Below are 24278 nucleotides of genomic sequence, written 5' to 3'. Positions count from 1 at the left end.
TGCTGCCGGCCGCGGCCACCACTGGGGCGGACATCGCTGTCGCGGTCGCCACTGATGCACCCGGCTGCCGCACACCGCTTGCGCTGAGCCGGTGCAACCCCGTCCGGGCCCGTCGAGCCCTGTCGGCGCCCCGGACGGGCGAGAGAGGACCGCCGGTGCCTCGCGTGAGTGGGGGGAGCCTCGTAGATTGATCAGTGGGACGGGCGACAGGAACGGGCAGGCGCGTGACGGCATGACTCTCGATTACGCAGCGCTGTTCGCCGCCACGCCCAGTCCCTATCTGGTGCTGGACAGGCACTTCGTCATCCGCGATGTCAACCACGCCTATCTTCAGGCGACACTGCGCACGCGAGAGGATCTGGTCGGGCGCTACGTTTTCGATGCCTTCCCCGACAATCCCGCTGATCCCGACGCCGACGGGGTGTCGAATCTCGCGATCTCCCTGCACCGGGTCCTGGCCTCCGGCAAGCCGGACTCCCTGGCGCTGCAGCGATACGACATCCCCCTCGTGGGCCGACCCGGAGAGTTCGAGAAGCGCTGGTGGTCAACGATCAATGCTCCGGTTCTCACGCCGCAGGGAGCAGTGGCCTGGATCATTCACCGGGTCGAGGACGTGACCGCATTCGTGGAGATCCGCCATGTGGGTGGAACGCTGAGCGAGCGGGACGTGGGGATGGAGGCCGAACTGTACGCGCGAGCCCGCGAGCTGCAACGACTCAACGAAGAACTACGCCAGGCGCACAGCCGTGAACGCCAGGTGGCACTCACCCTGCAAGAGGCCATGCTCCACGCCCCGGACCTGATCAAGCACCAGGACATCGCGGTCCGCTACCTGCCCGCCGTCGGGTCACTGAACGTGTGCGGTGACTGGTACGACATCGTCGACCTTCCCGATGGCCGCTTCGCCGTAGCGGTCGGCGATGTCGTGGGCCACGGGCTGGAAGCTGCCGCTGTCATGGGAATGCTCCGCAGTGCCCTCAGCGCCGCGGTGCGGACCGCGGAGGGCCCCGCGAAGGCACTGGAGGTGCTGGGCCTGTACGCACGCTCCGTCGAGGGGGCGCTGGCCGCCACCGCAGCCCAGGTAGTGATCGATACCAGCCGCCGACTGATCACCTACAGCAGCGCCGGGCACCCCCCGCCTGTCCTGCTGTCCGCCGACGGGACCTGCCATCTCCTCGATCAGGCCACCGATCCGCCGCTGGGCGCCCGCCCGGAACACGTTCCCCGCCCTGAGACCAGCCGCTCCTACACCCGCAATGCCACCCTCGTTCTCTACACCGATGGCCTCATCGAACGCCGGGACGAGGACATCGATACCGGCATCACCCACCTCACCGACACCCTGACCCGGTACCGCGTTCTCGGAGCGGAACGTCTCGCGGACGCCGTGCTGGCGCAGCTCGGCGTCAGCGGCGGATCCCGCGACGACATCGCCCTCGTCATCGTCCGCCTGTGACCGACACCGGTCGGACGCCCCGTCGGCAGCAGACGTGAAACACGTGGGAGCGGGTGTTCACCAGCCCATGAGGCCTGCCCCGGATGAGGCGCCTGCCCCGGATGAGGCGCCTGCCCCGGATGAGGCCAGACCGGGACAAGGCCAGACCGGGACGAGGGCGGAGTCCACGTGGGTCTTCGGCTCGCGCAGGCCGGTGGGCTCCCGCACCTCAGATGCTCAGCCGACGGCACGGAAGCTGCGCAGTCGCAGACTGTTGCCGACCACGAAGACCGAGGAGAACGCCATCGCCGCGCCCGCGATCATCGGGTTGAGCAGACCGGCCGCGGCGAGCGGCAGGGCGGCCACGTTGTAGGAGAAGGCCCAGAAGAGGTTCGAGCGGATCGTGCCCAGCGTCTTGCGGGAGAGCCTGATGGCGTCGGCGGCGGCCCGCAGATCGCCGCGGACCAGGGTCAGGTCGCCCGCCTCGATGGCGGCGTCCGTGCCGGTGCCCATCGCCAGGCCGAGGTCGGCCTGGGCGAGGGCGGCCGCATCGTTGACGCCGTCGCCGACCATCGCCACACTGCGGCCCTCGGCCTGCAGCTTCTTGACCACGTCGACCTTGTCCTGAGGCATGACCTCGGCGATCACTTCGTCGATGCCGACCTCGGCGGCGACGGACTCCGCGACCGCCTTGTTGTCACCGGTGAGCAGGATCGGCGTCAGTCCCAGGGCACGCAGCCGGCGGATGGCTTCCGGGCTGGTCTCCTTGACCGCGTCGGCGACTTCGAGGACGGCGCGCGCCTCACCGTCCCAGGCGACCGCGATGACGGTACGGCCCGCGGCCTCCGCCTCCGCCTCCGCCTTGGCACGCTCCAGCTCCACGGGCAGTGCCATGGCCCATTCGGCGAGCAGCTTCTCCCGGCCCACCAGGACCGCGTGCCCGTCGACGATGCCCTGCACACCGAGACCGGGAATGTTCGCGAAGTCCTCGGGGGTGGGGAGAGTACCGACGCGCTCGGCCGCCCCCGTGGCCACCGCCTGCGCGATGGGGTGCTCGGAGGAGTGCTCCAACGCTCCTGCCAGACAGAGGACTTCGGCCTCGTCGGTTGTTTCGGCGGTGTGCACCTTGAGGAGGGTCATCCGGCCGGTGGTGACGGTGCCGGTCTTGTCCAGGACGATCGTGTCGACCTTGCGGGTGGTCTCCAGAACTTCCGGGCCCTTGATGAGGATGCCGAGCTGGGCGCCGCGGCCGGTGCCGACCATGAGGGCCGTCGGGGTGGCCAGGCCCAGCGCGCAGGGACAGGCGATGATCAGTACGGCCACGGCGGCGGTGAAGGCGGCCGTGAGACCCGAGCCGCTGCCGAGCCAGAAGCCGAACGTGGCGAGGGCCAGGGCAATGACGAGCGGCACGAAGACCGCGGAGATCTTGTCGGCGAGGCGCTGGGCGGCGGCCTTGCCGTTCTGCGCTTCCTCCACCAGCTTCGCCATGCGGGCCAGTTGGGTGTCGGCGCCGATGCGGGTGGCCTCGACGACCAGCCGGCCGCCGACGTTGAGCGTGGCACCGGTGACGCTGTCACCGACGCCTGCCTCTACCGGTACGGACTCGCCGGTCAGCATGGAGGCGTCGACGGCGGAGGAGCCCTCGACGACAGTGCCGTCGGTGGCGATCTTCTCGCCGGGGCGGACCAGGAAACGGTCACCGACCTGAAGGTCGGCCGCAGCGATCAGCTGTTCGCGGCCGTCGCGCAGGACCGTGACCTCCCTCGCTCCCAGCTCGAGCAACGCCTTGAGCGCGGCGCCGGCCTTGCGCTTGGAGCGGGCCTCGAAATAGCGCCCGGCCAGGATGAAGGCGGTGACACCGGCGGCAGCTTCCAGGTAGATGTTGCCGGCGCCGTCGCTGCGGGCGATCGTGAACTCGAAGGGGTGCGTCATGCCGGGCATACCGGCCGTACCGAAGAACAGCGCCCACAGCGACCACAGGAACGCCGCCGACGTACCGACCGAGATCAGTGTGTCCATGGTCGCCGCGCCGTGCCGGGCGTTGTTCCAGGCGGCGCGGTGGAAGGGCCAGGCGGCGTACGTGACGACCGGCGCGGCCAGCGTGAGCGACAACCACTGCCAGTACTCGATCTGCAGCGCGGGCACCATGGCCATCGCGATGACAGGCAGGGCCAGCGCCACCGCGGTGATCAGCCGCTGCCGCAGCGGCCGCAGGGCGTTCACCTCGTCGTCGGGGGTGTTCGTTGCGGATTCGTCGGGCGTGCTCGTACGAGCCGGAGCGGGAGCCGGAGGCGCCGCGGTGTAGCCGGTTGCCTCCACCGTGGCGATCAGGTCCGCCACGGAGACGTCTTCGCCGCGATAGCTGACCCTGGCCTTCTCAGTGGCGTAGTTGACGGTGGCCTCGACACCGTCCATGCGGTTCAGCTTCTTCTCGATACGGGCGGCGCACGAAGCGCAGGTCATGCCGCCGATGGCGAGCTCGACCTCAGCGGTATCGGTGACCGTCGCAGTCATCACTGCTCCTCGAACTGGTGGAGAGGGTGGGACGCGCCGGGTCCGGATGAGCCCGGCGGCGGGCGTTGGGGCCGGCATCAGGCCGCCCGACCGTTGAGTGCGTATCCGGCGTCATCGACGACCTTGGCAACCAGCGCGCCGCCGGGCTCGCCGGAGGTGGTCACGGTGACCTGGCCGGCGCGCCCGGCCCTCGGCGGTGGGCGCCGTGGCTGCGCTGGTGGAGCAACTGCCCTCAGGAGTACGACAGGCCATCGGTATCTCCTCCGGCGGCAATCGATCTTGATACCCCATGGGGGTATCTTCTTGAGCCCAATATATACCCCCCATGGGTATCTTTCGCAACCGCCTCCGGCCCGGGAGGCGGCCTCAGCGGCCACACCGCCACTCCGGTCGGCGGGTCACGCAACGGGCGGCCCCGAGGGTGAGGTCGAGAATGCTTCTGGCCGCCGGGGCCCGTCCCGCCGGGCGGCCGGGCCGGCTGCTTCGGGCGGTGAGCAGTGACCAGCCAGGCGGTGCTGCGCAGCCGCAGTCCGCCCTTCCGCTCGTGTGGGCGCAGAGCCTCGGCGAGCCGGCGGCGAGCGAGGTCCTGGAATGTCTTGCTCGAGGCCGGCGCGCCGGGCTTCACAGCCGTCCAGGACGCGATCACCGACTACCTGCCGGCCGAACAGCGGCTCGGACGCCTTGCGGACGGCACCGACACACCTACGGTCGCGCTCGCCCTCGTCGGAACCGTCCACCACCTCCTGATGACCACGAGGGCAGCGCGATCAGGGGAATCACAGGTGCGCCCGGCAGGTTGGGGGCGACCGGTGCGAGGGAGGGCGGATGATGGCCGCCCTCCCTCGCAGTCCGGGCCGGTCGCTTCAGACCGTGGAGGGTTCGGGCTCGGCGGCGAGCACCGGTGCAGCGAGGCGGCCTGTGCGCTCGAGCCCGTACAACGCTGCCGCGCAGGCAAGCCCCAGCAGGAGCAGGGCAGCCCACGGCAGCGCGGACACCCCGGCGTTGCGGGCCGCGTCCAGTGCGGCCCCCGTGAGGAGGTTGCCCAAGGTGATTCCGACGCCGCAGATGGTGTTGTACAGGCCGTAGTGCGTGGCGACGAGGCGGTCACCGGAGAGACGGACGATGGTGTCCATCTCGAACGGATAGGCGACCATCGTTCCCAGGGCCAGCAACAGCGCGGACAGCGCAGGCGGCACTGCCGCGAGCAGCCACCGTCCTACTCCGCCGTCCGGAACCGGCATGGCCGTGGCCAGCAGAAGCGGGACGAACGCGACTCCCATGGTCAGCAGACCCCAGACGAGCGCGCGCCCCGGTTCCATGCGGGCCTTGCACCAGGCGGTCACCCTGGTCTGGCCCAGGATGGTGCTCAGACCCGACACGGCGAACAGCACCGCCACCGCAGCCGTGCCGAACTCGCCCTCGCCGCCCAGGCGCCGTACCTCGAGTGGCAGCGCGAGATAGACCTGGAACGACATCACGTACGAGCCGATCATCGCGAGCGAGAACAGCAGGAACGGCCGATTGGCCAGGATGCTCCGCCACTGCGCCAGGACACTCTCCCGGCGGCCGTCCGACTGGACCTCTGTGTCGTCGGCTCGGCGCGCCGGCAGGGCCCGGATCTGCACGATGCTCAGAACCGCGAAGATGCCGGCCGCCGTCAGGCACGTGATGCGGAAGTCGATACCTGTCAGCACCATCCCCACCAGCGGGCCGAGCAGGATGCCGGCCTGGTAGAAGACGTTGAACAACGCGAACGCCTCCACTCGCCGCTCCCCCGCGTCCGCCGCGAGGTAGGCGCGGGTGGCCGGGTTGAACAGGGCGCCGGCCAGGCCCGTCGCGGCGGACGCGGCGATCAGCGCGGGCACTGAGCCGACGAGCCCGAGGGTCGCGAAGCCGACGATGCGCAGCACCATTCCCGCGATGATCATCGGCTTGTAGCCGAGCCGGTCGGCCAGCGTCCCGCCGACCAGGAACATGCCCTGCTGGCTGAAGTTGCGCACCCCGAGGATCAGACCGACAAGCCATCCGGCCAGACCGAGAGGCCCGGCCAGGTGTGTGGCCAGGTACGGCATCAGCATGTAGAAGCCGAGGTTGATGGTGAACTGGTTCACCATCAACAGCTGGACGCTGCGTTTGTAGGTGCGGACCTGCGCGAGGGTGCCCTTCACCGGTCCTCCTCCACGTGGGTCCCGGTGCGCATCTCATCGGCGGCCGGATCGTCCGGGCCCACGACGTGAGCGAGGGCGAGCGGGTCGACGACGCTGGCGCATCGGGTCCAGCGGGTGACTTCCTTCTCGTCCAGGCGGCCGATCACCTCCGGTTCGGGCGCGGGCGGGGAGTCGAGCAGGCCATGGGCGGTGCAGTAGTCGTCGTCGTAGACGGTGCCGAGATAGCGCTGCGGCCCGTCGGGGAAGATCGCTGCGATCCGCGTGTCCTCGGGCATCGTGCGGGCGAGCCATCCGGCGACCAGGGCGACCGCTCCGACGCTCCACCCGCCGGTGGCGTAGTGGGAGGCGGCCAGTTGTCGGCAGGACCACACCGCTTCGGCCGGGGCGATCCAGTGCACCTCGGAGAAGTTGTCGTAGGCGACGTTGCGGGGGTAGATGCTCGATCCGAGCCCGCGCATCAGACGCGGCCGGGCGGCCTGGCCGAAGATGGTCGAGCCGATGGTGTCCACTCCCACGAGCTTCAGGCCGGGGTAGAGCTGCTGCAGAACGCGGGAGATGCCGGCGGAGTGCCCACCGGTGCCGACGCTGCACACCAGCACGTCGATGTGGGCGAGTTCGGCGGCGAGTTCCAGGGCGAGCGGGGTGTAGGCGGTGGTGTTGTCGGGGTTGTTGTACTGATCCGGGCACCAGGAATCCGGGTGCTGCCGCATCAGCTGGGTGACGCGGTCGCGGCGGGCCTGCTGCCAGCCGCCGGTCGCATGCGGCTCGGAGACGACGTTGACCTGGGCGCCATAAGCGGTCAGCAGCCGGTTCATGGACGTCTCCAGGCCCGGGTCGGTGACCAGGGTGACCGGGTGGCAGTAGACCATGCCCGCGAGAGCCAGGCCGAGGCCGAGGGTGCCGCTGGTGGACTCGATGATCCTCGCCCCGGGCTTCAGATCGCCGCGGGCGCGGGCGCGTTCGACCATGTGCAGGCCGGGGCGGTCCTTGATTCCGCCGGGGTTGAAGCCTTCCAGCTTCGCCCAGAATCCCCGTCCCGCAGGGGCGAAGGGCTCGCTGACGTGCAGGAGGGGAGTGTTGCCCACCAGCCCTGACAGGGCGGCGTGGCCGGGCTTGGTGAGGTGGGTGGTATTCGGAGACTGCATCAGTCGGCTCTCATCATTGGGTGAATGGCGCGTCGGGTGCTGATCTCTCGTACGCCGCCCGTCCCGGACCGGTGACCCGGTCGCCGGGGCAGGGGGCGGTGCCGCGGCGTGCTGCGGCTCGAAGGGCACGGCCTACGTCCGCCACCGGCACAAGGCGCACAGTGTCGAGCGGCCGGAAGTGGATCTTCGGGTCTCCCCCGACGCGGGCCGCGCACTTCCACCGGGTGCTGCCGCGCGCGTCGCTGACGCTTCGGTCGTCACCGCAGCGGACATCTGCGTACGCCCCTGCTGACGTCCGGTCACCTCCATGTCCGCACCGGACGGCGCGCAGGAGGAGTCAGCAGGTGCCGCAGCACGCGGTACCTGCCCGGTGTCCTGTTGGGCGCCGGAGACCGTACGGACCGAGTCGTGAGCGTGGCCGGGCCCGTGCAGCAGCAGCGCACAGTCGAGCACGATCAGCAGCAGCCCGCTCAGGAGCAGGGCGAGCAGCCGGCACTGCACAGGTGAGGAGGCAACGGAGAGCGAGCGAACGCGGGATGTAGACAGCACAGTTCCTCCGCAAGCGGCCGTCGTGCACCACGAGGCGCATCAAACAGCGGGCGGGGCGGGCAGTGTCAGGGAGCCGCCGCAGGAACCTGCCTCGCCATGCGCCGTGGCGCGAATGAGCGAAACCGGATGCGGCGGCGGCCGGCCTCATCGCGCACTCAGCCGCGGTGGGCTGTCCCGGAACCGTGATCGGACGGGAGGGCATGAGGGGCCGACGGAAAGTCGCCGGATCCTAGATCTGCAGAACTGTGGCCCTTATCGACGTGCTCGGCAAGTGCTTGGCCGACGCCACGTCACCGAAGGCGACCAGAGCAGGTCGCTGCGTCGAGGAAGTGTCTTCCCCGACGAGGGCACAGACGCTGGGGGCATCCGGAGCAGGTGTGTGCTGCGGTTGGCCGGGAACGCATTCCTGAGCGGGATGGGACGGGCCGTGGCCACCACCGTGGTGGTCCACCGGCTCGTCCTGGACCGCAGCGCCGACGTGCAGGGCGGCCGCCGCGGGCGCGGCCACGTTTGCGTCGAGATGGCCGGTGACGCCATCGATGCTCACGCCGTGCGCGTACACGAAGGCGAACAGCGTCATCGCCACCCACAGCACGCGCAGCGGACCCGCCGACGAGCGGGCCCGCGACGTACGGGAAGACGACCAGGCCGTGACCATGCCGTGATCCTAACGGCTCGCCCCGGCACCTCCCCACCACCCCGGTCGCCAACACCACGCCGACATCTGGCCACATCCGGTGTGCACGCCGTGCCGCGCCGGGGCGCCGGACGGTGTGTCAGTCCAGAGAGACGAGAAGGTCGTTGCAGGCTTTCTACGGCCCGGACGCGCCAGGTCGCCGACGGCGAAGTCGCGGAAGTCAGTGGTACGCGTGGACGACGGCGTGGCCCTTGCCGCGGCCGGTCAGCCACTTGTTCAGCGGCGTGGTGATCACGAAGGCGACAGCGAAGCCACCCAGGAGCGCGCCCCGGAACAGCCTGTCGGACGTGCTCGGCACAGAGCGGCGCGAAGGCAGCAGCACCGCGGCGCCGGGGGGCGGGGGCGGCTGGCGGCCGCCCCCGCATGCGGCTCGTGCGGTCAGCTCGTGCCGAGCAGCTTGTTCATGCGTGTGATCTCGGCGCTCTGCGAGGTCACGATGTCCCCGGCCGTGTCCTTGGCAGGCTGAAAGGCACCGTCGGCCTGCTCGGTCTTCGCCATCTCGACCGCGCCTTGGTGGTGCTTGACCATCATCTCGAGGAATGCGGTGTCGAACGCCGTGCCGGAAGCCTTCTCCAGCTTGCCCATCTCCCCGGGCGTCATCATCCCGGCCATGGAGTGACCGGCGTGCTCTTGGCCCTCGTCCTTCTCGGGGACTTCCTCGCCCCAGGAGGTGAGCCACCCGGACAGGGTCTCGATCTCCGGGTCCTGCGCCTTTTTGATCTCCTCGGCCATGTGCTTGACCTCGGCGGACTGCGCCCGGGTCTCCGCCAGCTCGGCCATCTCGACCGCCTGCCGGTGGTGCGGGATCATCCCCTTCGCGAAGGCTACGTCTGCGGCATTCTGCTCGCCCTGCCCGGCGGAGGCCGACGCGATGGGCGAGGGTGTCCTGTCGTGGCCGGCGTGGCCGGCCGAGCTGTCATCTCCCCCGCCGCAGGCGGCGAGTACGACGGCAGCGGTGGCCGCGGCCGTCGCAGCGGCGGCACGGCGGATCAGGGAACGGTGTGCGGTCATGGTGGTGCGACTCCTGCAATGTGTGCTCCATCGGGCATGGCTCTCCACGGCGGCACCGGCCACTGGGGCTCGGGCACACCGGAGCCGCCTATATGCGCAGGAGTTGCAGTTCGCTCAACGAGGGCGGGGCGCGCCCGCCCAGCGACGCCGCGGGGACGAGTGCGGGTACGTCCGCCGTGTCGCAGGTGACTGTCCCGGCCGGAGCCGGCGCGGGCAGTGCGGGCGGTCCGCTCGTACCGCCGGCAGCACATGTGGCGTCGGCGTGCTCGGCATGTCCGCCGGCACCACCGTCGTCATGACCGACGTGGACGCAGTCCTCGTATTCGGCTGCGTCAGCGTGCGACGAAGCCGTGGCCGGGACCGCATGGTGGACATCCGGCATGGCGCCGGACGACGCCGGAGGGACAGCAGGCCCCAGGCCGTGCATGGCCACCACACCCGCCAACACGGCCAGCACAAGCAGCGCATACAGCCGCAGCCCACCGGGCCGGGCCGCGCACCACGCCTGCTGACTCATGCCCGCCATCCTAATCGGCGCCCTCGCAAGGCCGCGATCCTCTCCTCGCCCGGCGATCGCAGGCGTTCGCCTCATCGAACGGGCTGTTGCCCCGCCCCGCTCCGGGCTTCGGGACGACACGCTCCCGGCGGCAAAGGGACGTAGGGAAACCAGCTCCAGGTGGATGCCCCGGCTCTTGGCCCTCGCCCCCGCTCAGCGCACCGGAATGATGTCGGGTGCGCCGAGCCGTACCGCGTCGGCGGTCCGGTCGTCCGGCTGCTGCTGGGCCTCGCGTTCTGCCGCCACCCGCTTCAGGTAGTGGTCGACTTCGCGGTCCTGCTGCGCCCGGTCCCAGCCGAGGTGAGGTGCCATCAGTTCGGCGACGGTGCGCGCCGCGTCCACGCCGCGGTCCCAGGACTCGATGGAGATCCGGGTACGCCGGGCGAGCACATCGTCCAGATGACGGGCTCCCTCATGGGTCACCGCGTACACGGCCTCGACGCGCAGGTAGTCGTCGGAGCTCGGCAACGGCTCGGCGAGCGAGGGGTCGGCCGCGACCATGGCGAGCAGCTCGTGCACCAGGGAGCCGTAGCGGTTCAGCAGGTGCTCGATGCGGGCGACATGCAGCCTCGAGCGTTCGGCGAGGTTGTGCCGTGAGTTCCACAGGGCCGGGTAGCCGTCGGCGCCGAGCAGCGGAACGCGCTGCGTGACGCAGTCGGCCACCTTCTCGTCCAGAGCGCGGGCCGCCTCGTCGACCGCGTCCTTGGCCATCACCCGGTAGGTCGTGTACTTGCCCCCGGCCACCACGACGAGCCCGGGGACCGGATGCGCGACGAGATGCTCCCGGGAGAGCTTGCTGGTCTCCGCGGCCTCGCCGGACAGGAGCGGGCGCAGCCCGGCGTAGACGCCCTCGACGTCCTCCGCGGCCAGCGGCGTGACCAGAACGCGGTTGACGTGTTCCAGCAGGTAGTTGACATCTTTGGAGCTCAGCGCCGGATGAGACTTGTCCAGTGTCCAGTCGGTGTCGGTCGTCCCGATGATCCAGTGCCGCCCCCAGGGAATGACGAACAGCACACTCTTCTCCGTGCGCAGGATCAGCCCGGTGCGGGAGATGATCCGGTCGCGCGGGACCAGCAGATGCACGCCCTTGGAGGCGCGGACGTGGAACTGGCCGCGGGTACCGGCCATGGACTGGGTGTCGTCCGTCCACACGCCGGTCGCGTTGATGACCTGCTTGGCGAGCACTTCGGTCTCGCTGCCGGTCTCCAGGTCCGTGACCACGGCGCCCACCACCCGCTCGCCCTGGCGCAGGAAGCGGCTGACGCGGGTGCGATTGGCGGCCAATGCCCCGTAGGCGGCTGCGGTGCGGGCGAGGAACATGGTGTGCCGGGCATCGTCCACCTGGGCGTCCCAGTACTGGATCGCGCCGACCAGGGCGTCGGAGCGCAGCGCGGGCGCCTCGCGCAGGGCCTGCCGCTTGAGCAGGTGGCGGTGGTGGGGCAGCCCGCTGGAGCTGCCCGAGGCCGCGGCCATGGTGTCGTAGAGCAGCACGCCGGAGCCGACGTAAGGGCGCTCCCAGACCCGGTGTTGCAGCGGGTAGAGGAAGGACACCGGCCGCACCAGATGCGGGGCCAGGACCTGGAGCAGCAGCCCCCGCTCCTTGAGCGCTTCGGCGACCAGGCGGAAGTCCAGCATCTCGAGGTAGCGCAGGCCGCCGTGAATGAGTTTGCTGGAGCGGCTGGAAGTGCCCGACGCCCAGTCCCGGGCTTCGACGAGGCCGACCCGCAGGCCCCGGGTAGCGGCGTCGAGAGCGGCCCCGGATCCCACGACACCGCCACCGACGACGAGGACGTCCAGCTCACCCTCCCCCAGCCGCACGAGAGCCTCCGCGCGTGCCTCGGGTGAGAGAGCCATCGGATTCACCATCGGGTCTCCTACTCGTGCTGCGGCTGGCCTGGTGCTGCGGCCGCGCTGCGCGCGTGGCCGGGGGCGCCCGGGTCGGGCGCCCCCGGCACGGGCCTATTCGACCTTGGCCCAGTCGAGCGTGCGCTCCACCGCCTTCTTCCAGCCCGCGTATCCTTCCGCGCGTCGTTCCTCGGACCACTGGGGCTCCCAGCGCTTGGACTCCTGCCAGTGGGTGCGCAGTTCGTCGGTGTCCCGCCAGAAGCCGGTGGCCAGACCTGCCGCGTAGGCGGCGCCGAGCGCGGTGGTCTCGGCGACGACCGGGCGGCTGACCGGTACGCCGAGGACATCGGCCTGGATCTGCATGCACAGGTCGTTGGCCGTCACACCGCCGTCGACCTTGAGCACGTCCAGATGGACGCCGGAGTCCTGTTCCATGGCCTCCACCACGTCGCGGCTCTGGTAGCAGATGGCTTCCAGGGTGGCCCGCGCCAGGTGGCCGTTGCTGTTGTACCGGGCGAGGCCGACGATTGCGCCGCGGGCGTCGGAGCGCCAGTACGGAGCGAACAGGCCCGAGAACGCGGGGACGAAGTACATGCCGCCGTTGTCCTCGACGGTACGGGCCAGTCGCTCGCTCTCGGCGGCGTCAGTGATGATCTTCATCTGGTCGCGCAGCCATTGCACCGCGGACCCGGTGACCGCGATGGAGCCCTCCAGGGCGTAGATCGCCGGGCTGTCGCCGAACTGGTACGCCACGGTGGTGAGAAGGCCGTGCTGCGAGCGGACCAGTTCGGTGCCGGTGTTGAGCACCAGGAAGTTGCCGGTGCCGTAGGTGTTCTTGGCTTCGCCGGGCGCGTAGCAGACCTGCCCGACGGTGGCCGCCTGCTGGTCGCCGAGCACCCCGGTGATGGGGATGGCGGCGCGCAGCGGCCGGGAGGTACGGGTCTCCCCGAACGCCTCCCGGTGGGAGGACGGATTGATGCTGGGCAGCATGGCCCGGGGAACGTTGAAGAACCCCAGCAACTCGTCGTCCCAGTCGAGGGTTTCCAGGTTCATCAGCATGGTGCGGCTGGCGTTGGTCACGTCGGTGGCGTGGATTCCGCCCTCGGGGCCGCCGGTGAGGTTCCACAGCACCCAGCAGTCCGTGTTGCCGAAGAGTGCATGGCCCTGCTCCGCCGCCTCGCGGACGCCCTCGACGTTCTCCAGAATCCACTGGATCTTGCCGCCGGAGAAGTAGGTGGCCGGCGGCAGGCCCGCCTTGCGGCGGATCACGTCGCCCTGGCCCGAGCGTTCCAGGGCGGCCGCGATGGAGTCGGTGCGGGTGTCCTGCCAGACGATGGCGTTGTAGTAGGGACGCCCGTTGCGGGGGTCCCAGACAACGGTTGTCTCCCGCTGGTTGGTGATGCCGATCGCCGCCAGGTCGGACGGGGACAGGTTGCCATGCCGGAGGGCGTTCTGGATCACCGAGTTGGTCCGTTCCCAGATCTCCACCGGGTCATGTTCGACCCACCCCGAGCGCGGGAGTATCTGGGAATGCTCCATCTGGTGCTTCGCCACTTCGTTGCCGGCATGGTCGAAGATCATGAAACGGGTGCTGGTGGTTCCCTGGTCCACTGCGCCGACGAAGTCCGCCATGACATGCCGCCTCTCCTGTGGAATGGACTGGGTTGCGGCCTCGCACGGGGCCGGTCAGGCTTCGGGGGTCGGCATGCGTCCGGGGGGCTCCGGCTCCGCGGACGGCAGGAACCGGCCGATGAAGAACTTGTAGAGGAACGCTCCGACCAGGCCGCCGATCAGCGGACCGATGATCGGAACCCAGAAATAGAAGTTCCCGTACTGATCTCGCCACGCTCCGCCGTACCCGGTGAGGAAGCTGGCCAGCCTGGGACCGAAGTCACGTGCGGGGTTGATCGCGTAGCCCGCGTTGGTGCCCCATGCCATGCCGATCGCCACGACGACCAGGCCGATGATGAAGGGGGCCAGGTTGGCGCCGGGAGGCGTGTTGAGCAAATCAGTGATCGCCATGATCATCAGCAGCAGGATCGCGGTGCCGATGATCTGGTCGCGGAATGCGCCCCATTCGCTGACCGGCAGATTCAGGTTGCCGTTGGCGGGCAGCGTGGAGAAGACGCCCTGCGTCTTGATGGTGTGGGTGGGGTCCGCCTTCGCCAGCGCCTCGGTGTAGTTCCAGCGCACCAGCAAGGCTGCCACGAACGCGCCGGCCGTCTGGGCCACCACATAGGGCGCCACCCTGCGCCACGGAAAGCCTCTGAACGTGGCCAGTGCCACGGTCACCGCGGGATTGAGGTGAGCACCACTCAGTCGCGCCGCCACATAGATGCCGAGAGTGACGCCGATGCCCCACGCCCAGGAGATGCTGTCGTGGTTTCCGAGGCCGCCCGCGGGATCCGTGAGAGCTCCGCCGGCGACTACTTGAGCCACCACACCGCAACCGAAGAGGATGAGAATCATGGTGCCGGCGAATTCGGCCGAAAGCTCGCCGACCAGCCCTGACCTTTTAAGCCGCTCAGCCATGGGAGCCCGCTTCCTGCCGGTTCTGGACCGGCCCGTCGCTTGCCCGAGTCCCCCAAGACGTCATGGTATGTCGATCAAGAGTCAGCCGCATGCGAGGCGCCGTGGACCGCGCCTGACCAGGGCGAAGACCGATGCCGGCGTCGTCGGAGGGAGGGAGAAACCGGTGCGCAAAGCGCACGGAGCGATGCCGAGCGGCATCTCCGGCCAAGTGGCATCTCCCGTTGCAACCTGAACCGTTCCGGGTTCGGCAGAGGTCTCGGCTGTGGCTGTGGCGCTGTGTCTGTGGCTGTGGCTGTGTCTGTGTCTGTGTCTGTGACCTTGAGTTTGTGCTCTGGTGGTGACCGCCACCGAGGCCGCTGCCCCGAGCACCCTCCGCCGAACCCCAGCCCGCGCCGGGCACCGCCCCGCTGGTCGCGTTTCATCGGCGCCCAACTGGCCGGTGCCGTTGTGGGACTGACCCTGGTGGCGCTCATCTTCGTGAAGGAACGAGAGAACTCCCGACAGCCCGCCGCCCTGCCCGAACGGCGCGGGCGCTCCGGTCCATCGGCGGCGCTATGGCGGTGCCCGCACACACCTGACACTCAACCGGCCGTGGGAGCCCGGCTCGTACGGCGTAGCCGTCGGACCTTCCCCTACGGGTGCAGCACGACCTTCGTGTAGCCCTCGATCCGCTTGTCGAACTTGTCGTACGCCGACGGCGCCTGGTCCAGGGGCAGTTCATGCGAGACGACGAAGCTCGGCTTCGCCCGGCCCTCGATGATCATGTCGCGCAGGTACCGGTTGTAGCGCTTCACGTTGCACTGCCCGGTACCCATCCGCAGGCCCTTCTCGAAGAGCTTGCCGATCGAGACGAGGAGCATGCCGTGCTTGGCCTGCTCGTCAGGGCCCCCGGGGTCGGCCGGGACGTAGAGGCCGGGCACGCCGAGCGCTCCGGTGGCCCGGACCGTGCCGACGAGCGAGTTCAGGACGGTCGCCGGTTCCTCGCGGTCGGTGCCGTGCGCCATGGCCTGGTAGCCGACGGCGTCCACACCCTTGTCCGTGCCGACACCCTCGGTCTGCTCCTTGATCTGCTCCACGGGATCGCCCTCAGCGAAGTTGACCGGAACCGCGCCGATCTCCCGGGCCTTCTCCAGCCGCTCGGGAACCCGGTCGACGACGAACACCTTCTTCGCGCCACGCAGCAGGGCGGAGTAGGCGGCCATGAGCCCGACCGGCCCGCCGCCGTACACGGCGACGCTCTCACCCGGGCGGACCTGGGCGAGTTCACAGCCGTGGTAGCCGGTGGGGAAGATGTCGGCAAGCAGCATGAAGTCGCTCTCATGCTCCTTTCCCGGCGGCAGCTTCAGGCAGTTGAAGTCTGCGTAGGGAACGCGCAGATATTCCGCCTGGCCGCCGGGCCAGGGCCCCATGGCGACATAGCCGTAAGCGCCGCCCGCGAAGCCGGGATTGACGGTCTGACAGAATCCGGTGAATCCCTCGACACAATTGGTACAGAACCCGCAGGCAACATTGAAGGGCATGACCACGCGGTCGCCCTCCTTGAGCAAGGTAACGCCCTGGCCGATTTCCTCGATGATTCCCATGTTCTCGTGGCCGAAGACGATGCCGGGCTCGGCAGCGGTACGGCCCTCGTACATATGCAGGTCGGAGCCACAGATCGCAGTGGAGGTGACCCGTACGACCACGTCGTTCGGGTGCTGGATCGTGGGCTTTTCAACGTCTTCGACCGCTACTGTGAACGGTCCCTTGTAAACGACAGCTTTCATGGCTGCCACCTCCGCTCGGCAATGCACATACGACTTACACCCCCCCGCCCGCGCCATTCGCGTGACCTATCTCTCATGATTCTCCGACCTGCGCCAACAGACAACCCGGTAATCTCGGTCGGAATATTCTTCTGGTGTCCCACCGAGAAAAGGAAAGGGAGGACGAGGAGTGGCAGCACAACGACTCGGGACCCTGCTCGTCCCCGTACCCGGCCTGTCAGGCACCACGTACCCGCCCGGAACGACGGTGACTGTCCGCGGTCGCGGCGCGACTGTCGATGCCTTCATCAACGGTGATTGGCTTCCGCTGTCGTGGTGGGAATTCTCCGACGGCCTCCGCGAGGACATCGCCGACCGCTGATCCCGGCCCGCGAACGATGCTCCGCCCAGACGGGGTGCGCCTCGTCGCCGACGATGAGGCCCCTTCCCTCCGGCGGCGTTCGCGTCGGCTGACGCGCGTCCGGCTCTTCGGCCGGAGGTCCGGCGCAGGCCGCTTTTCAGCACATCCGGGCAACGCGACACCGCCACCACGCCCGCCTCAGCGGTCGATTAACGGCTGCTTCGACCCGACATGCACTCTTCCTGCCCACATGCAAGTCTGGTAACAGCCCATCGTCCGATCCGCTTCAGGAGGCACGATCATGGGCAAGAAGCAGAGCCGTCAGAACCGCGGCGCCCGCACCGGCGGCCATGAACGCAGCGTCGCCGCGGAGGCGAAGGACCAGGCGAAGACACCGGCCGCACAAGAGACGGCGCACACGATCTCGGAGCCGGTCTCCCGTAAAGAGCGGAAGTTCGGCCACAACTGATCTTCGGTGTCCGTTGGCGTCGACCCTCGGTCCTCGATCCTCGTGCCTACCGTGCGCGCACGGTAGGCACGAGGTCAGCCGCGGATCCCGGGCGGTGACAGCGGCACATCCCTGTCCGGCACTCCAGCCTGTGCCGACATCTCGGCCAACACACTCCCTCTCTCGCCCGCGGCACCCCCACTGAGGGCCACGTCGACACGGCTGGATCTTTCATGCGAAGGCTTGCATATATATGCGTCAAATGTCATAGTTTCGCCATGCAGAGCCCTCCACCCGAGGAAGATGACCTGATGACCACTGGAGCCCACCCCAATGCTCCTGCCCCCCGCGCGAACATCTTTCTGGCTCGCGGCTGCGACGAGTGCCGCGGCTGGGGGAGCGTGGTGAACGACGGCCGCTACGAGATCTGCCCCGCCTGCCAGCCCCTGAGCAGCTGACCGGCAAGGTGTCCCGGCCCCTGAGGACGACCGCTGCTGACCAGCTCGATGCCGTCCGTATCACTCGTCCAGGCCGCGCAGCAGCACGGCGAGCCCGCCGAAGAACTCCTGGTCGGCACCGATGTTCCGCGCGTGCCGTGCGGTCTCGGTCATGTACGGGAACTCACCCGGCGGCAGTGGGGAGATGGCAACCGTGCCCTCGCCGGACAGGGACCCGAGGTGTTCGAGCTGGATCGCCCCGATGACGTAACTCAGCAGACCGCGCAACGCGATGACCCGCCGCCCGCCTTCGATGCCCGCCTCGGCGAGGATGGCGAGCACCGCCTCAACCGGCCACCCGACAGGCTCTGAGTCTTCAGTGTCCCGTGCCGGCGAAGTCCGTGTGGTCTCACGGAGTGGGGGGTGTTGCGGTGGGCGGCGGTATGCGTCTGAGTGAATGAGCCAAGATCGTGAGGAAACACCCAGCCAGGTCTCTGGCCTTCGGGCCTTGATCTGGAAGGTTTTCGATCATGGCAGGAGTTACTCCCCGGAAGCCGCGTAAGCGGCTGGCCCCGTCGGAGAAGTACGAGATGTTCGTGGCGGTGCTCACCGGTCAGCACACGCAGCGCGAGGCCGCGGAACGCTGGGGCGTGGACCGCTCCACCGTGATCGCAGTGCTGCGGTGTGCGAAGCAGAGCGTGCTCGACGGGTTCGCCGCCGCGGTGCCGGGCCGGCCCGGCATGACCGTCGAGCAAGCCGCGCTGGCCGAGGCCCGCGCGGAGGTGGAACGGCTGCGGGCCACCATCACGGAGCAGGCAGTCGCGCTCCATCTGCAGCAGGGAAAAGCACGATGGGCCTGAGCGCCGGCCCCGTCGCGCCACGCGTGCACGCGGAGATCAAGGCCGGGCTTCTGGAGCTGGTCGACCATGCAGGGCGGGCCGGCTGGTCGGTGCGCCATGCCGCCGACACACTGGGCGTCGACCATATGCGGGTGCTGCGCTGGCAGCAGCGCCGCGTGGCGGGACGGCTCGAGGACAGCCCGGCCGGCCCGAACGTTGCGGTGCACGCGCTGCTGGACTTCGAGCGCGAGGCAATCGTCAAACTCGCCGAGGAGTGGGGCGGCACGGACCGCTCGCACCGCAAACTCGCCCACCGCGGCTCCCGCCTGGGCTGGGTCCACGTCTCGGAATCCACCGTGCTGCGGGTCCTGGACGACCAGGGCATCCGCCTGCCCGGCGGCCCGGTACGCGAACACCGCGAGAAGAAACCGTTTCCCGACTGGGCGCTCTGGCGCCCGAGATCAATCTGGATCTACGACTTCACGCACTTCACGGCAGCACGCAGGTGCGCTCTCGCAATCATGGACCTGGTGAGCCGCAAGTGGATCACCACGTTGGTCTCCGCCCAGGAGTCCTCCCTCCAGGTCGAGACCGCGTTCCTGTCCGCGCTGCATTCCGAGGACCTCGGGCACCTCGCCGAGCGCCGGATGCGTGCCGAACTCACCGCCCCCGGGCCACCGCCCGACGAACAGCCCGTCCTGCTGGCGGTCTCGGACAACGGCCCCCAGATGCGCTCCGCGGATACCCGCACCTTCATGGCCGCCTGCCTGATCGGCCAGCACTTCGGACGCCCTCACACCCCCAACGACCAGGCCTGGATCGAATCACTGTTCAGCCACGTCAAGGGCGAGTGGCCACACCTGACCAAGATCCGCGACCCCTTCGAACTCGAGGCCGAACTCGACGCGGTCCACACCGAGTACAACACCGTGCGCCTGCACGCCGGGCTCGGCTACGTCACCCCCGACGACGAGCACACCGGACGCGCCGACGCCATCCGAACGGCCCGCGCCCACGGTCTCCAGCAGGCACGCGAACACCGCATCGCCTACCGTCGGAAACAGAACTGAGAATCCTCAATATCCGTCACGTCCTGGTTGGGTATTTAACCCTGACCTTGGCTCAAAGACTCAGACACACCTCGGGCGGTGTAGGACGATGTCCCGTTTTCCGGCTTCAGGTTGGCTCGGTTCTCATTTGATCTGGTGCGTCTCATCGAACCCGGGATGGGTCCCCCATGGAGCGGGTTCGCGCGGTGGCAGCGGCGGCGCCCGGTGGGCCGTCGGGGTGTGGGATTGCATGGGTGGAGGCGGGAGCGGAGAAGTGTCGGCCGCCGGCGGAGGCGGTGGACGTCGTTCGAGACCGCGCTGCCGGTCGGAGATCCGACCCGTCGTACCGCGGTCAGCGCCACTTTCCGGGTGCACTGGCGGCGACAACGAGCCGACGTGTGGGTTTCGAGTCCAGGTTGGAGCGGTGGTTCTGCAGTCAGCCTTCGGCCCAGGCTTCCTCTTCCTCCCGTGCCACGTCATAGGCACGTCGGGCGGCGGCGACCTGTGACAGGTGTGCCTCGGACCAGCCCACGAGGGTGTCGAAGACCGGTACCAGGGTGCGGCCCAGGTCGCTGACTTCGTATTCCACCCGGGGAGGGATTTCCGCGTGGTAGGTGCGCACGATCATGCCGTCACGTTCCAGCTGGCGCACACGCTGGGTGAGGACCTTGGGGGTGATCTTCGGCACGAGCCGTTGCAGTTCATTGAAACGCAGCCGCCCATGGTGTTCGAGCACCCACAGGATCGGGGTGGTCCAGCGGCTGAACACCAGGTCAACCACCGGATTGATCGGACACGCCTGCTCCACCGGCTCGGCCATGGCCGTCTCCTTAGCGCCTTGCACCCGCGAGTCCGTGGGCACTATCTCCGAGGTAACCACTATACCGAGGAAAGTAGCCTGGTGGTGTTGCTGAAGACAGCAGCCCGGCACTTCCGCCGAACCGGACCAAGCCCCCCTTTTCTGGGGCACCGTCTCCTGCGCGAAGAAGGCACCACCATGACGTTCCCCGCACTCCCCAGGCGTGAGGGCAACCGGCCCGAGACCGGGCCCGAGGTCCCGCACCTGCAGTTCACCCAGACCAGCCCGCCGCAGATCAAGGAAGAACTGCGGCAGTGGATGGCCACCGCGCTCCCCGGCATCGTCCCTGGCCGCAGCGAGATATCCGTCCCCAGTACCTGGGCGGTGTTCCTCAGCGACGTCGCCCCGGCCGCGGGCGCCCGGCTGTTCCTGCCCCGGGGGAACGCGGAGTTCGCACACCTGCACGCCGACGGCAGCCTCCACCTGGCGCTGGCCCCGGCCGACCACGCCGCATTCCTGGCCTCCGGGTGGGGCGAAAAACACCCTCTGTACGACCGCGGCGTCAACGTCGTCATGTTCTACGCCTCCCGCGACCAAGCCGAGCTGGAGGTGGCCAAGAAGGTCATCGCCGCCTCTTACCAGTACGCCACCGGCCGCGCTCCGACCGTCAGGACCGCTGCGGCCTGACCGTGGCACCTGCCTGCCTGGCGGCGCACTGAAACCACTGCCACCGTGCGGCCGGCGCTCATCGACGCACGCCACCTGAAGTGACCCGTGCCCGGCAGGCAGTCCACTGGCCGACCTGCCACACCCTTGCGGAGGAATCCCATGCCCAAGATCAGTACAGGGCGAGTCCTGCTCACCCTGGCAGCGCTCGCAACGATGAGCCTCGCGTACGTGGCGGACTGGAATGAAACACACATCTACAACCCCGACTGGACGTCACACGCGAAGTTCCACAACGCCCAGACCATGAGCGTCGGCGCTGCGCTCGGCCTGGTGGGTCTGTACGCCCTGTGGATGGGCCGCGGCGCCTGGTCGCACTCCCGGCTTCAACTCGCCACCGGCGCCGCATCGTTGTACTGGATCACCCAGCTGTCGGCGATCTTCTACCCCGGCACGGCGCTCGTCGACCCGCCGGGCACCTTCGCCCCTCAGCCCGCACTCGCCGGGGCCATATTGGCCCTCAACACGCTCGCGTATGTCCTCGAGAGCCGACGGATCGGGCACGACGCCGGGCAGAGGCGCAGGAAAACCGCCCACCTCGGCGCCGCCGGCACCAGCAGTAACTGACGATGCGAGCGCCGCGATAGCAACCGTGCGGAATCCCCGGCAAGCCGGGCCAGAACAGTGCGCCCTCCGGCGCGGTCCCGGACGGAGGCCGAGGTGAGCGCGACGCCCCCCATCGTGTCCACGATCACGCGCGTCTTCCTGCTAGCGGTTCGCTTCCCGGCGTCGAATCCCCGTGCCTCGCCGCCCTCGCCGAACTCGGCCTTCGGCTCGCTGCTGCACGCCCACCGCATCCGGGCCGTCGGCATCGACAAGGACGATGGGCCCATCTGCGTACGGATGGCCCGCGCCGGACTGTCCCGGCCCGGAGAGCGTGAATTTCCGTCGCCATACCCGCATACCCGCACCCGCCCTCGTCGAGGTGCGAGTGTCGTCAGCCTTCGAGATGGCGGGTGTCACCGAGGCGGGCGAGCTGGCGGTTGTGGAAGAAGTCGTCCTCGCGCAGGTGGGTGATGCTGCCCGAGGGCGCCCGGAGATTGACGTAGCCGAGTGAGTCGATCGGCATCCTGATCCAGGACGCCACGACGAAGGACAGGGCGAAACCGTGGGTCACGATGATCTGGTGTTCGTAGGGGTGTTGCAGGATCTCTTCCATGGCCGCGTAGACGCGCCGGGCGAACGCCGCTTTCGTCTCGGCTCCCGGAACGCCCTCGTCGTGTCCCATCCGGTCCCCGACGGCGGGCGGCGGGACGAACCGCTTGTCCAGCCACTCCTGGGGCCTCCCCTCCGCCTCTCCGTAGGACTTCTCCCGCAGCCGGCGGTCCAGGACCGGTTCCACACCGAACAGCCCGGCGATCTCCTCGGCCGTGCGGCGGGTCCGTAGCAGGTCCGAGGAGATCAGCTCGACCTCTGCGTCCTCGGGGATCTCCCTGCGCAACGCCCGGGCGATGGAGGCCGCCTCGCGCAGGCCTGCCGGTGTGAGGTGCGAATCGTGCCACCCGCCGACCAGTTCCTCGACGTGGTGGCTCGCCTCCGGGTGAGTGACGACGTGGATGCTGCGCACCAGCGCGTGCCTTTCTGGTAGGGAAGGTCCTGTCCGACACCGGACCGTACCGCAGGGGAGAGATGGGAGAGTCGGGGATTCAGGGGAGGGACAGTTCCAGAATCATCAGGCCCCACAGCAGCCGGGCGTGGTCCTGGCCCCCCGCGTGTTCCGTGAGGACTTTCCGTACGGCGGCTTCGCTCAGAAATCCGGAGGTGCAGAGCCGGGGTCTGGCCAGGACATCGGTGGTGAAGTCCCAGAGTTTGGTGCCCGGTGTCATGAAGGCGCCGACCGGGAACGTGAACGGCTGTTTCTGGCGCTCCTGGACAGCCTGCGGAATCAATCCCTCTCCGGCGTCCCACAGAATCTGCTTGCGCCGGGACTCAGTGACCTTCAGTACGTCGGGAGTACGTCGCGCGAACCCGGTGACGGACGGCTGGCAGTAGGGCACGCGGCCCTCGACCGCGTGCGCCATGGCGAGGTGATCGAGTTTGCGCAGGTTGAGGCTGGGCAGCTTGTGCAGCCGGTCGAAGGTCAGCAGCTGCTCCAGGCGCGAGGGAGCCGGCCGGCTCAGCAGCTCCAAGGACCGCTGTCGGCTGCTCACACCGGAGTCGAGCAGAGCGCGGTACTCGGGGGTGTAGAGCTGCCGGTACCGCGCCTGCGGGACCAGCGACAGCCGGTCGAGGTAGCGGGCCTGCCAGGTTTCGTCGTCCGCCGCGAGGGCGGTGCTGTAGCGGCGGTAGCCGCCGAACTGCTCATCGGCTCCGTCACCCACGAAACAGACCCGGAAAGAACTGTTCGAGATCTCCCGGAACAGGACGTACGCGCTCAGGGCGTGTGGCGTCGCGTTCGGGGTGCCCAGCGCCGTCACCATGGCCGGGATCAGTTCGGGCAGCTCCGCCTCCCGGATCTCCACGACTTCGAGCGGGATACCGGCGTGCGCCGCTGCCTCGCGCGCGTAGCTCTCCTCGTCCGAGGTGTGGCTGCCCTCGTGGGTCACGTGGAAGCCGGTGACGTCGGCGCGACGTCGGCCGAGCAACGTGGCGAGGATGCCGGAGTCGAGCCCGCCCGAGACCTGGACGGCCACCGGCGCGGACTGAAGGGACATCTGCGCCACTTCCCGGGTCAGCAGTGCGCCGAGGCTCTCCGGCGTGCACTCGTCGTCCGTCGGCGGCGAACCGCCGTCCTGCGGCCGCCGGCCGGTGACTGTCCTGCCGTCATGGACCAGTTGCTCACCCGGGTGCAGGGACGACACCCCGGTGTACCACGACGAACCGTTGGGCATGCACTGCCAGTTCATGTAGTGGTCGATGGCGAGCGGGTCCACGTCGAGAGGCTTCGTCCGCAGGCCAGTGAGACCGCTCAGCTCGGACGAGAACGTGAGGCCGTCCTCGGTGACGGCGTAGTACAGGCTCTTGACGGCAAGCGGATCGGACCACAGCTTCAGCCGGCGCCCGAAGCGCAGGTCCACCAGGGCAATGGCGTACATGCCGTCGAGCCGGTCCACGAAACGGTCGCCGTGGAGTTCGTAGTACGGCACCAGGACCGAGCCGTCCGAGTCGCCGTCGATGTGCACGCCGTGCCCGGCGAGTTCCTCCCTGATGGCGCGGAAGTTGTAGATCTCGCCGTTGAACACCGCGTACACCGAACCGTCGGCATTGGTGAACGGCTGGCGGCCGTGGGACGGGTCCTGGATCGAGAGGCGGTTGCACCCCAGGCCCCAGTTCTCCCCGCGGGCGCAGTGCTGTTGGTCCGGGCCGCCGGACAGCTGGGCGTCCCGCGCGGACTCCAGAGCGGTCACGTCGAGATCGGGTCCGAAGTAGCCGTAGATCCGGCACAAGAGCGTCTCCCCCTGGCGATCGGCGAAGGCTGGGTG

Annotated in this window: 24 protein-coding genes and 2 pseudogenes; 9 read left to right on the top strand and 17 right to left on the bottom strand. The window is 69.0% G+C overall.

What is annotated here, in order from left to right; translation table 11 throughout:
- Positions 1 to 232 precede the first annotated feature (232 nt).
- Positions 233 to 1456: a PP2C family protein-serine/threonine phosphatase gene (locus OG883_RS36380; RefSeq protein ID WP_266550829.1), complete on the top strand. Its 1224-nt coding sequence runs from the start codon at positions 233 to 235 to the stop codon at positions 1454 to 1456.
- Positions 1457 to 1672: 216 nt separating this feature from the next.
- On the opposite strand, the gene OG883_RS36375 is transcribed toward OG883_RS36380, so the two are convergent.
- Positions 1673 to 3949, bottom strand: coding sequence for a cation-translocating P-type ATPase (locus OG883_RS36375; RefSeq protein ID WP_266550827.1), 2277 nt, complete (start codon positions 3947 to 3949; stop codon positions 1673 to 1675).
- A 599-nt stretch (positions 3950 to 4548) separates the two neighbouring features.
- Between OG883_RS36375 and OG883_RS36370 the strand changes: the two are divergent.
- Positions 4549 to 4701 (top strand): annotated as a pseudogene (locus OG883_RS36370) (TetR/AcrR family transcriptional regulator); the annotation flags it as partial.
- Between the two features lie 111 nt (positions 4702 to 4812).
- Here the strand turns inward: OG883_RS36370 and OG883_RS36365 are convergent.
- The 11 genes from OG883_RS36365 to OG883_RS36315 form a co-directional block, all read right to left on the bottom strand.
- Complete coding sequence (locus OG883_RS36365; protein ID WP_266550825.1) at positions 4813 to 6117, bottom strand: MFS transporter; 1305 nt, start codon at positions 6115 to 6117, stop codon at positions 4813 to 4815.
- Entirely contained in the window at positions 6114 to 7262 is a 1149-nt protein-coding gene (locus OG883_RS36360) for a PLP-dependent cysteine synthase family protein (protein WP_266550824.1), read from the bottom strand. The genes OG883_RS36365 and OG883_RS36360 overlap by 4 nt, the downstream gene beginning before the upstream one ends.
- A 132-nt stretch (positions 7263 to 7394) precedes the next feature.
- A complete protein-coding gene (locus tag OG883_RS36355) occupies positions 7395 to 7811 on the bottom strand; it encodes a hypothetical protein (protein WP_266550822.1) in 417 nt (138 codons plus the stop codon).
- 229 nt (positions 7812 to 8040) lie between these two features.
- Positions 8041 to 8469 carry a hypothetical protein gene (locus tag OG883_RS36350; RefSeq protein ID WP_266550820.1) on the bottom strand — a complete coding sequence of 143 codons (429 nt, stop codon included), beginning with the start codon at positions 8467 to 8469 and terminating at the stop codon, positions 8041 to 8043.
- Positions 8470 to 8668: 199 nt separating this feature from the next.
- A complete protein-coding gene (locus tag OG883_RS36345) occupies positions 8669 to 8806 on the bottom strand; it encodes a hypothetical protein (RefSeq protein WP_266553315.1) in 138 nt (45 codons plus the stop codon).
- 80 nt (positions 8807 to 8886) lie between these two features.
- A complete protein-coding gene (locus tag OG883_RS36340; protein WP_266550818.1) occupies positions 8887 to 9519 on the bottom strand; it encodes a DUF305 domain-containing protein in 633 nt (210 codons plus the stop codon).
- 88 nt (positions 9520 to 9607) lie between these two features.
- The gene (locus OG883_RS36335; RefSeq protein ID WP_266550817.1) at positions 9608 to 10036 is read right to left on the bottom strand and encodes a DUF6153 family protein; all 429 of its coding nucleotides are present in this window, start codon (positions 10034 to 10036) and stop codon (positions 9608 to 9610) included.
- Between the two features lie 192 nt (positions 10037 to 10228).
- The gene (locus tag OG883_RS36330) at positions 10229 to 11941 is read right to left on the bottom strand and encodes a glycerol-3-phosphate dehydrogenase/oxidase (RefSeq protein WP_266550815.1); all 1713 of its coding nucleotides are present in this window, start codon (positions 11939 to 11941) and stop codon (positions 10229 to 10231) included.
- Positions 11942 to 12034: 93 nt separating this feature from the next.
- Positions 12035 to 13552, bottom strand: coding sequence for a glycerol kinase GlpK (glpK, locus tag OG883_RS36325; RefSeq protein ID WP_266550813.1), 1518 nt, complete (start codon positions 13550 to 13552; stop codon positions 12035 to 12037).
- A 54-nt stretch (positions 13553 to 13606) separates the two neighbouring features.
- A complete protein-coding gene (locus tag OG883_RS36320) occupies positions 13607 to 14452 on the bottom strand; it encodes an MIP/aquaporin family protein (protein WP_266550811.1) in 846 nt (281 codons plus the stop codon).
- Between the two features lie 632 nt (positions 14453 to 15084).
- Positions 15085 to 16218 carry a glutathione-independent formaldehyde dehydrogenase gene (locus OG883_RS36315; protein WP_266550810.1) on the bottom strand — a complete coding sequence of 378 codons (1134 nt, stop codon included), beginning with the start codon at positions 16216 to 16218 and terminating at the stop codon, positions 15085 to 15087.
- Positions 16219 to 16387: 169 nt separating this feature from the next.
- Between OG883_RS36315 and OG883_RS36310 the strand changes: the two genes are divergently transcribed.
- The 3 genes from OG883_RS36310 (at position 16388) to OG883_RS36300 (ending at position 17464) form a co-directional block, all read left to right on the top strand.
- Positions 16388 to 16579, top strand: coding sequence for a hypothetical protein (locus tag OG883_RS36310; RefSeq protein ID WP_093545857.1), 192 nt, complete (start codon positions 16388 to 16390; stop codon positions 16577 to 16579).
- A gap of 280 nt (positions 16580 to 16859) precedes the next feature.
- Positions 16860 to 17027 (top strand): hypothetical protein, encoded by a 168-nt coding sequence (locus OG883_RS36305; RefSeq protein ID WP_266550807.1) that lies wholly within the window; start codon positions 16860 to 16862, stop codon positions 17025 to 17027.
- A 290-nt stretch (positions 17028 to 17317) separates the two neighbouring features.
- Positions 17318 to 17464 (top strand): hypothetical protein, encoded by a 147-nt coding sequence (locus tag OG883_RS36300; protein ID WP_266550806.1) that lies wholly within the window; start codon positions 17318 to 17320, stop codon positions 17462 to 17464.
- Between the two features lie 60 nt (positions 17465 to 17524).
- Here OG883_RS36300 and OG883_RS36295 read toward each other — a convergent pair whose 3' ends face one another.
- Positions 17525 to 17785, bottom strand: a complete 261-nt coding sequence (locus OG883_RS36295; RefSeq protein WP_323181036.1) for a hypothetical protein — start codon at positions 17783 to 17785, stop codon at positions 17525 to 17527.
- Positions 17786 to 17973: 188 nt separating this feature from the next.
- Between OG883_RS36295 and OG883_RS36290 the strand changes: the two genes are divergently transcribed.
- A complete protein-coding gene (locus tag OG883_RS36290) occupies positions 17974 to 18303 on the top strand; it encodes a hypothetical protein (RefSeq protein ID WP_266540382.1) in 330 nt (109 codons plus the stop codon).
- Complete coding sequence (locus tag OG883_RS36285) at positions 18294 to 19352, top strand: integrase core domain-containing protein (RefSeq protein ID WP_266540380.1); 1059 nt, start codon at positions 18294 to 18296, stop codon at positions 19350 to 19352. Before OG883_RS36290 ends, OG883_RS36285 begins: the two co-directional genes overlap by 10 nt.
- Before the next feature lie 415 nt (positions 19353 to 19767).
- Here the strand turns inward: OG883_RS36285 and OG883_RS36280 are convergent, their stop codons facing one another.
- Entirely contained in the window at positions 19768 to 20151 is a 384-nt protein-coding gene (locus OG883_RS36280) for a helix-turn-helix domain-containing protein (protein ID WP_266550804.1), read from the bottom strand.
- Positions 20152 to 20328: 177 nt separating this feature from the next.
- Here OG883_RS36280 and OG883_RS36275 point away from each other — a divergent pair, with 177 nt between their 5' ends.
- Together OG883_RS36275 and OG883_RS36270 are read left to right on the top strand one after the other, a co-directional pair.
- Positions 20329 to 20817, top strand: coding sequence for a luciferase family protein (locus OG883_RS36275; RefSeq protein WP_266550803.1), 489 nt, complete (start codon positions 20329 to 20331; stop codon positions 20815 to 20817).
- Between the two features lie 141 nt (positions 20818 to 20958).
- Positions 20959 to 21423 (top strand): DUF6640 family protein, encoded by a 465-nt coding sequence (locus OG883_RS36270; protein WP_266550802.1) that lies wholly within the window; start codon positions 20959 to 20961, stop codon positions 21421 to 21423.
- Positions 21424 to 21494: 71 nt separating this feature from the next.
- On the opposite strand, the pseudogene OG883_RS36265 reads toward OG883_RS36270, so the two are convergent.
- The 3 genes and pseudogenes from OG883_RS36265 to asnB form a co-directional block, all read right to left on the bottom strand.
- Positions 21495 to 21593 (bottom strand): annotated as a pseudogene (locus OG883_RS36265) (IS5/IS1182 family transposase); the annotation flags it as partial.
- Positions 21594 to 21793: 200 nt separating this feature from the next.
- Positions 21794 to 22423, bottom strand: coding sequence for a histidine phosphatase family protein (locus tag OG883_RS36260; protein ID WP_266550801.1), 630 nt, complete (start codon positions 22421 to 22423; stop codon positions 21794 to 21796).
- 79 nt (positions 22424 to 22502) lie between these two features.
- On the bottom strand, positions 22503 to 24242 hold the full coding sequence (asnB, locus tag OG883_RS36255) for an asparagine synthase (glutamine-hydrolyzing) (protein WP_266550799.1): 1740 nt from the start codon (positions 24240 to 24242) through the stop codon (positions 22503 to 22505).
- Positions 24243 to 24278 lie beyond the last annotated feature (36 nt).

This window comes from Streptomyces sp. NBC_01142, assembly GCF_026341125.1.
Classification (GTDB): Bacteria; Actinomycetota; Actinomycetes; order Streptomycetales; family Streptomycetaceae; genus Streptomyces.
This window is presented reverse-complemented; position numbering and strand designations above follow the sequence as displayed.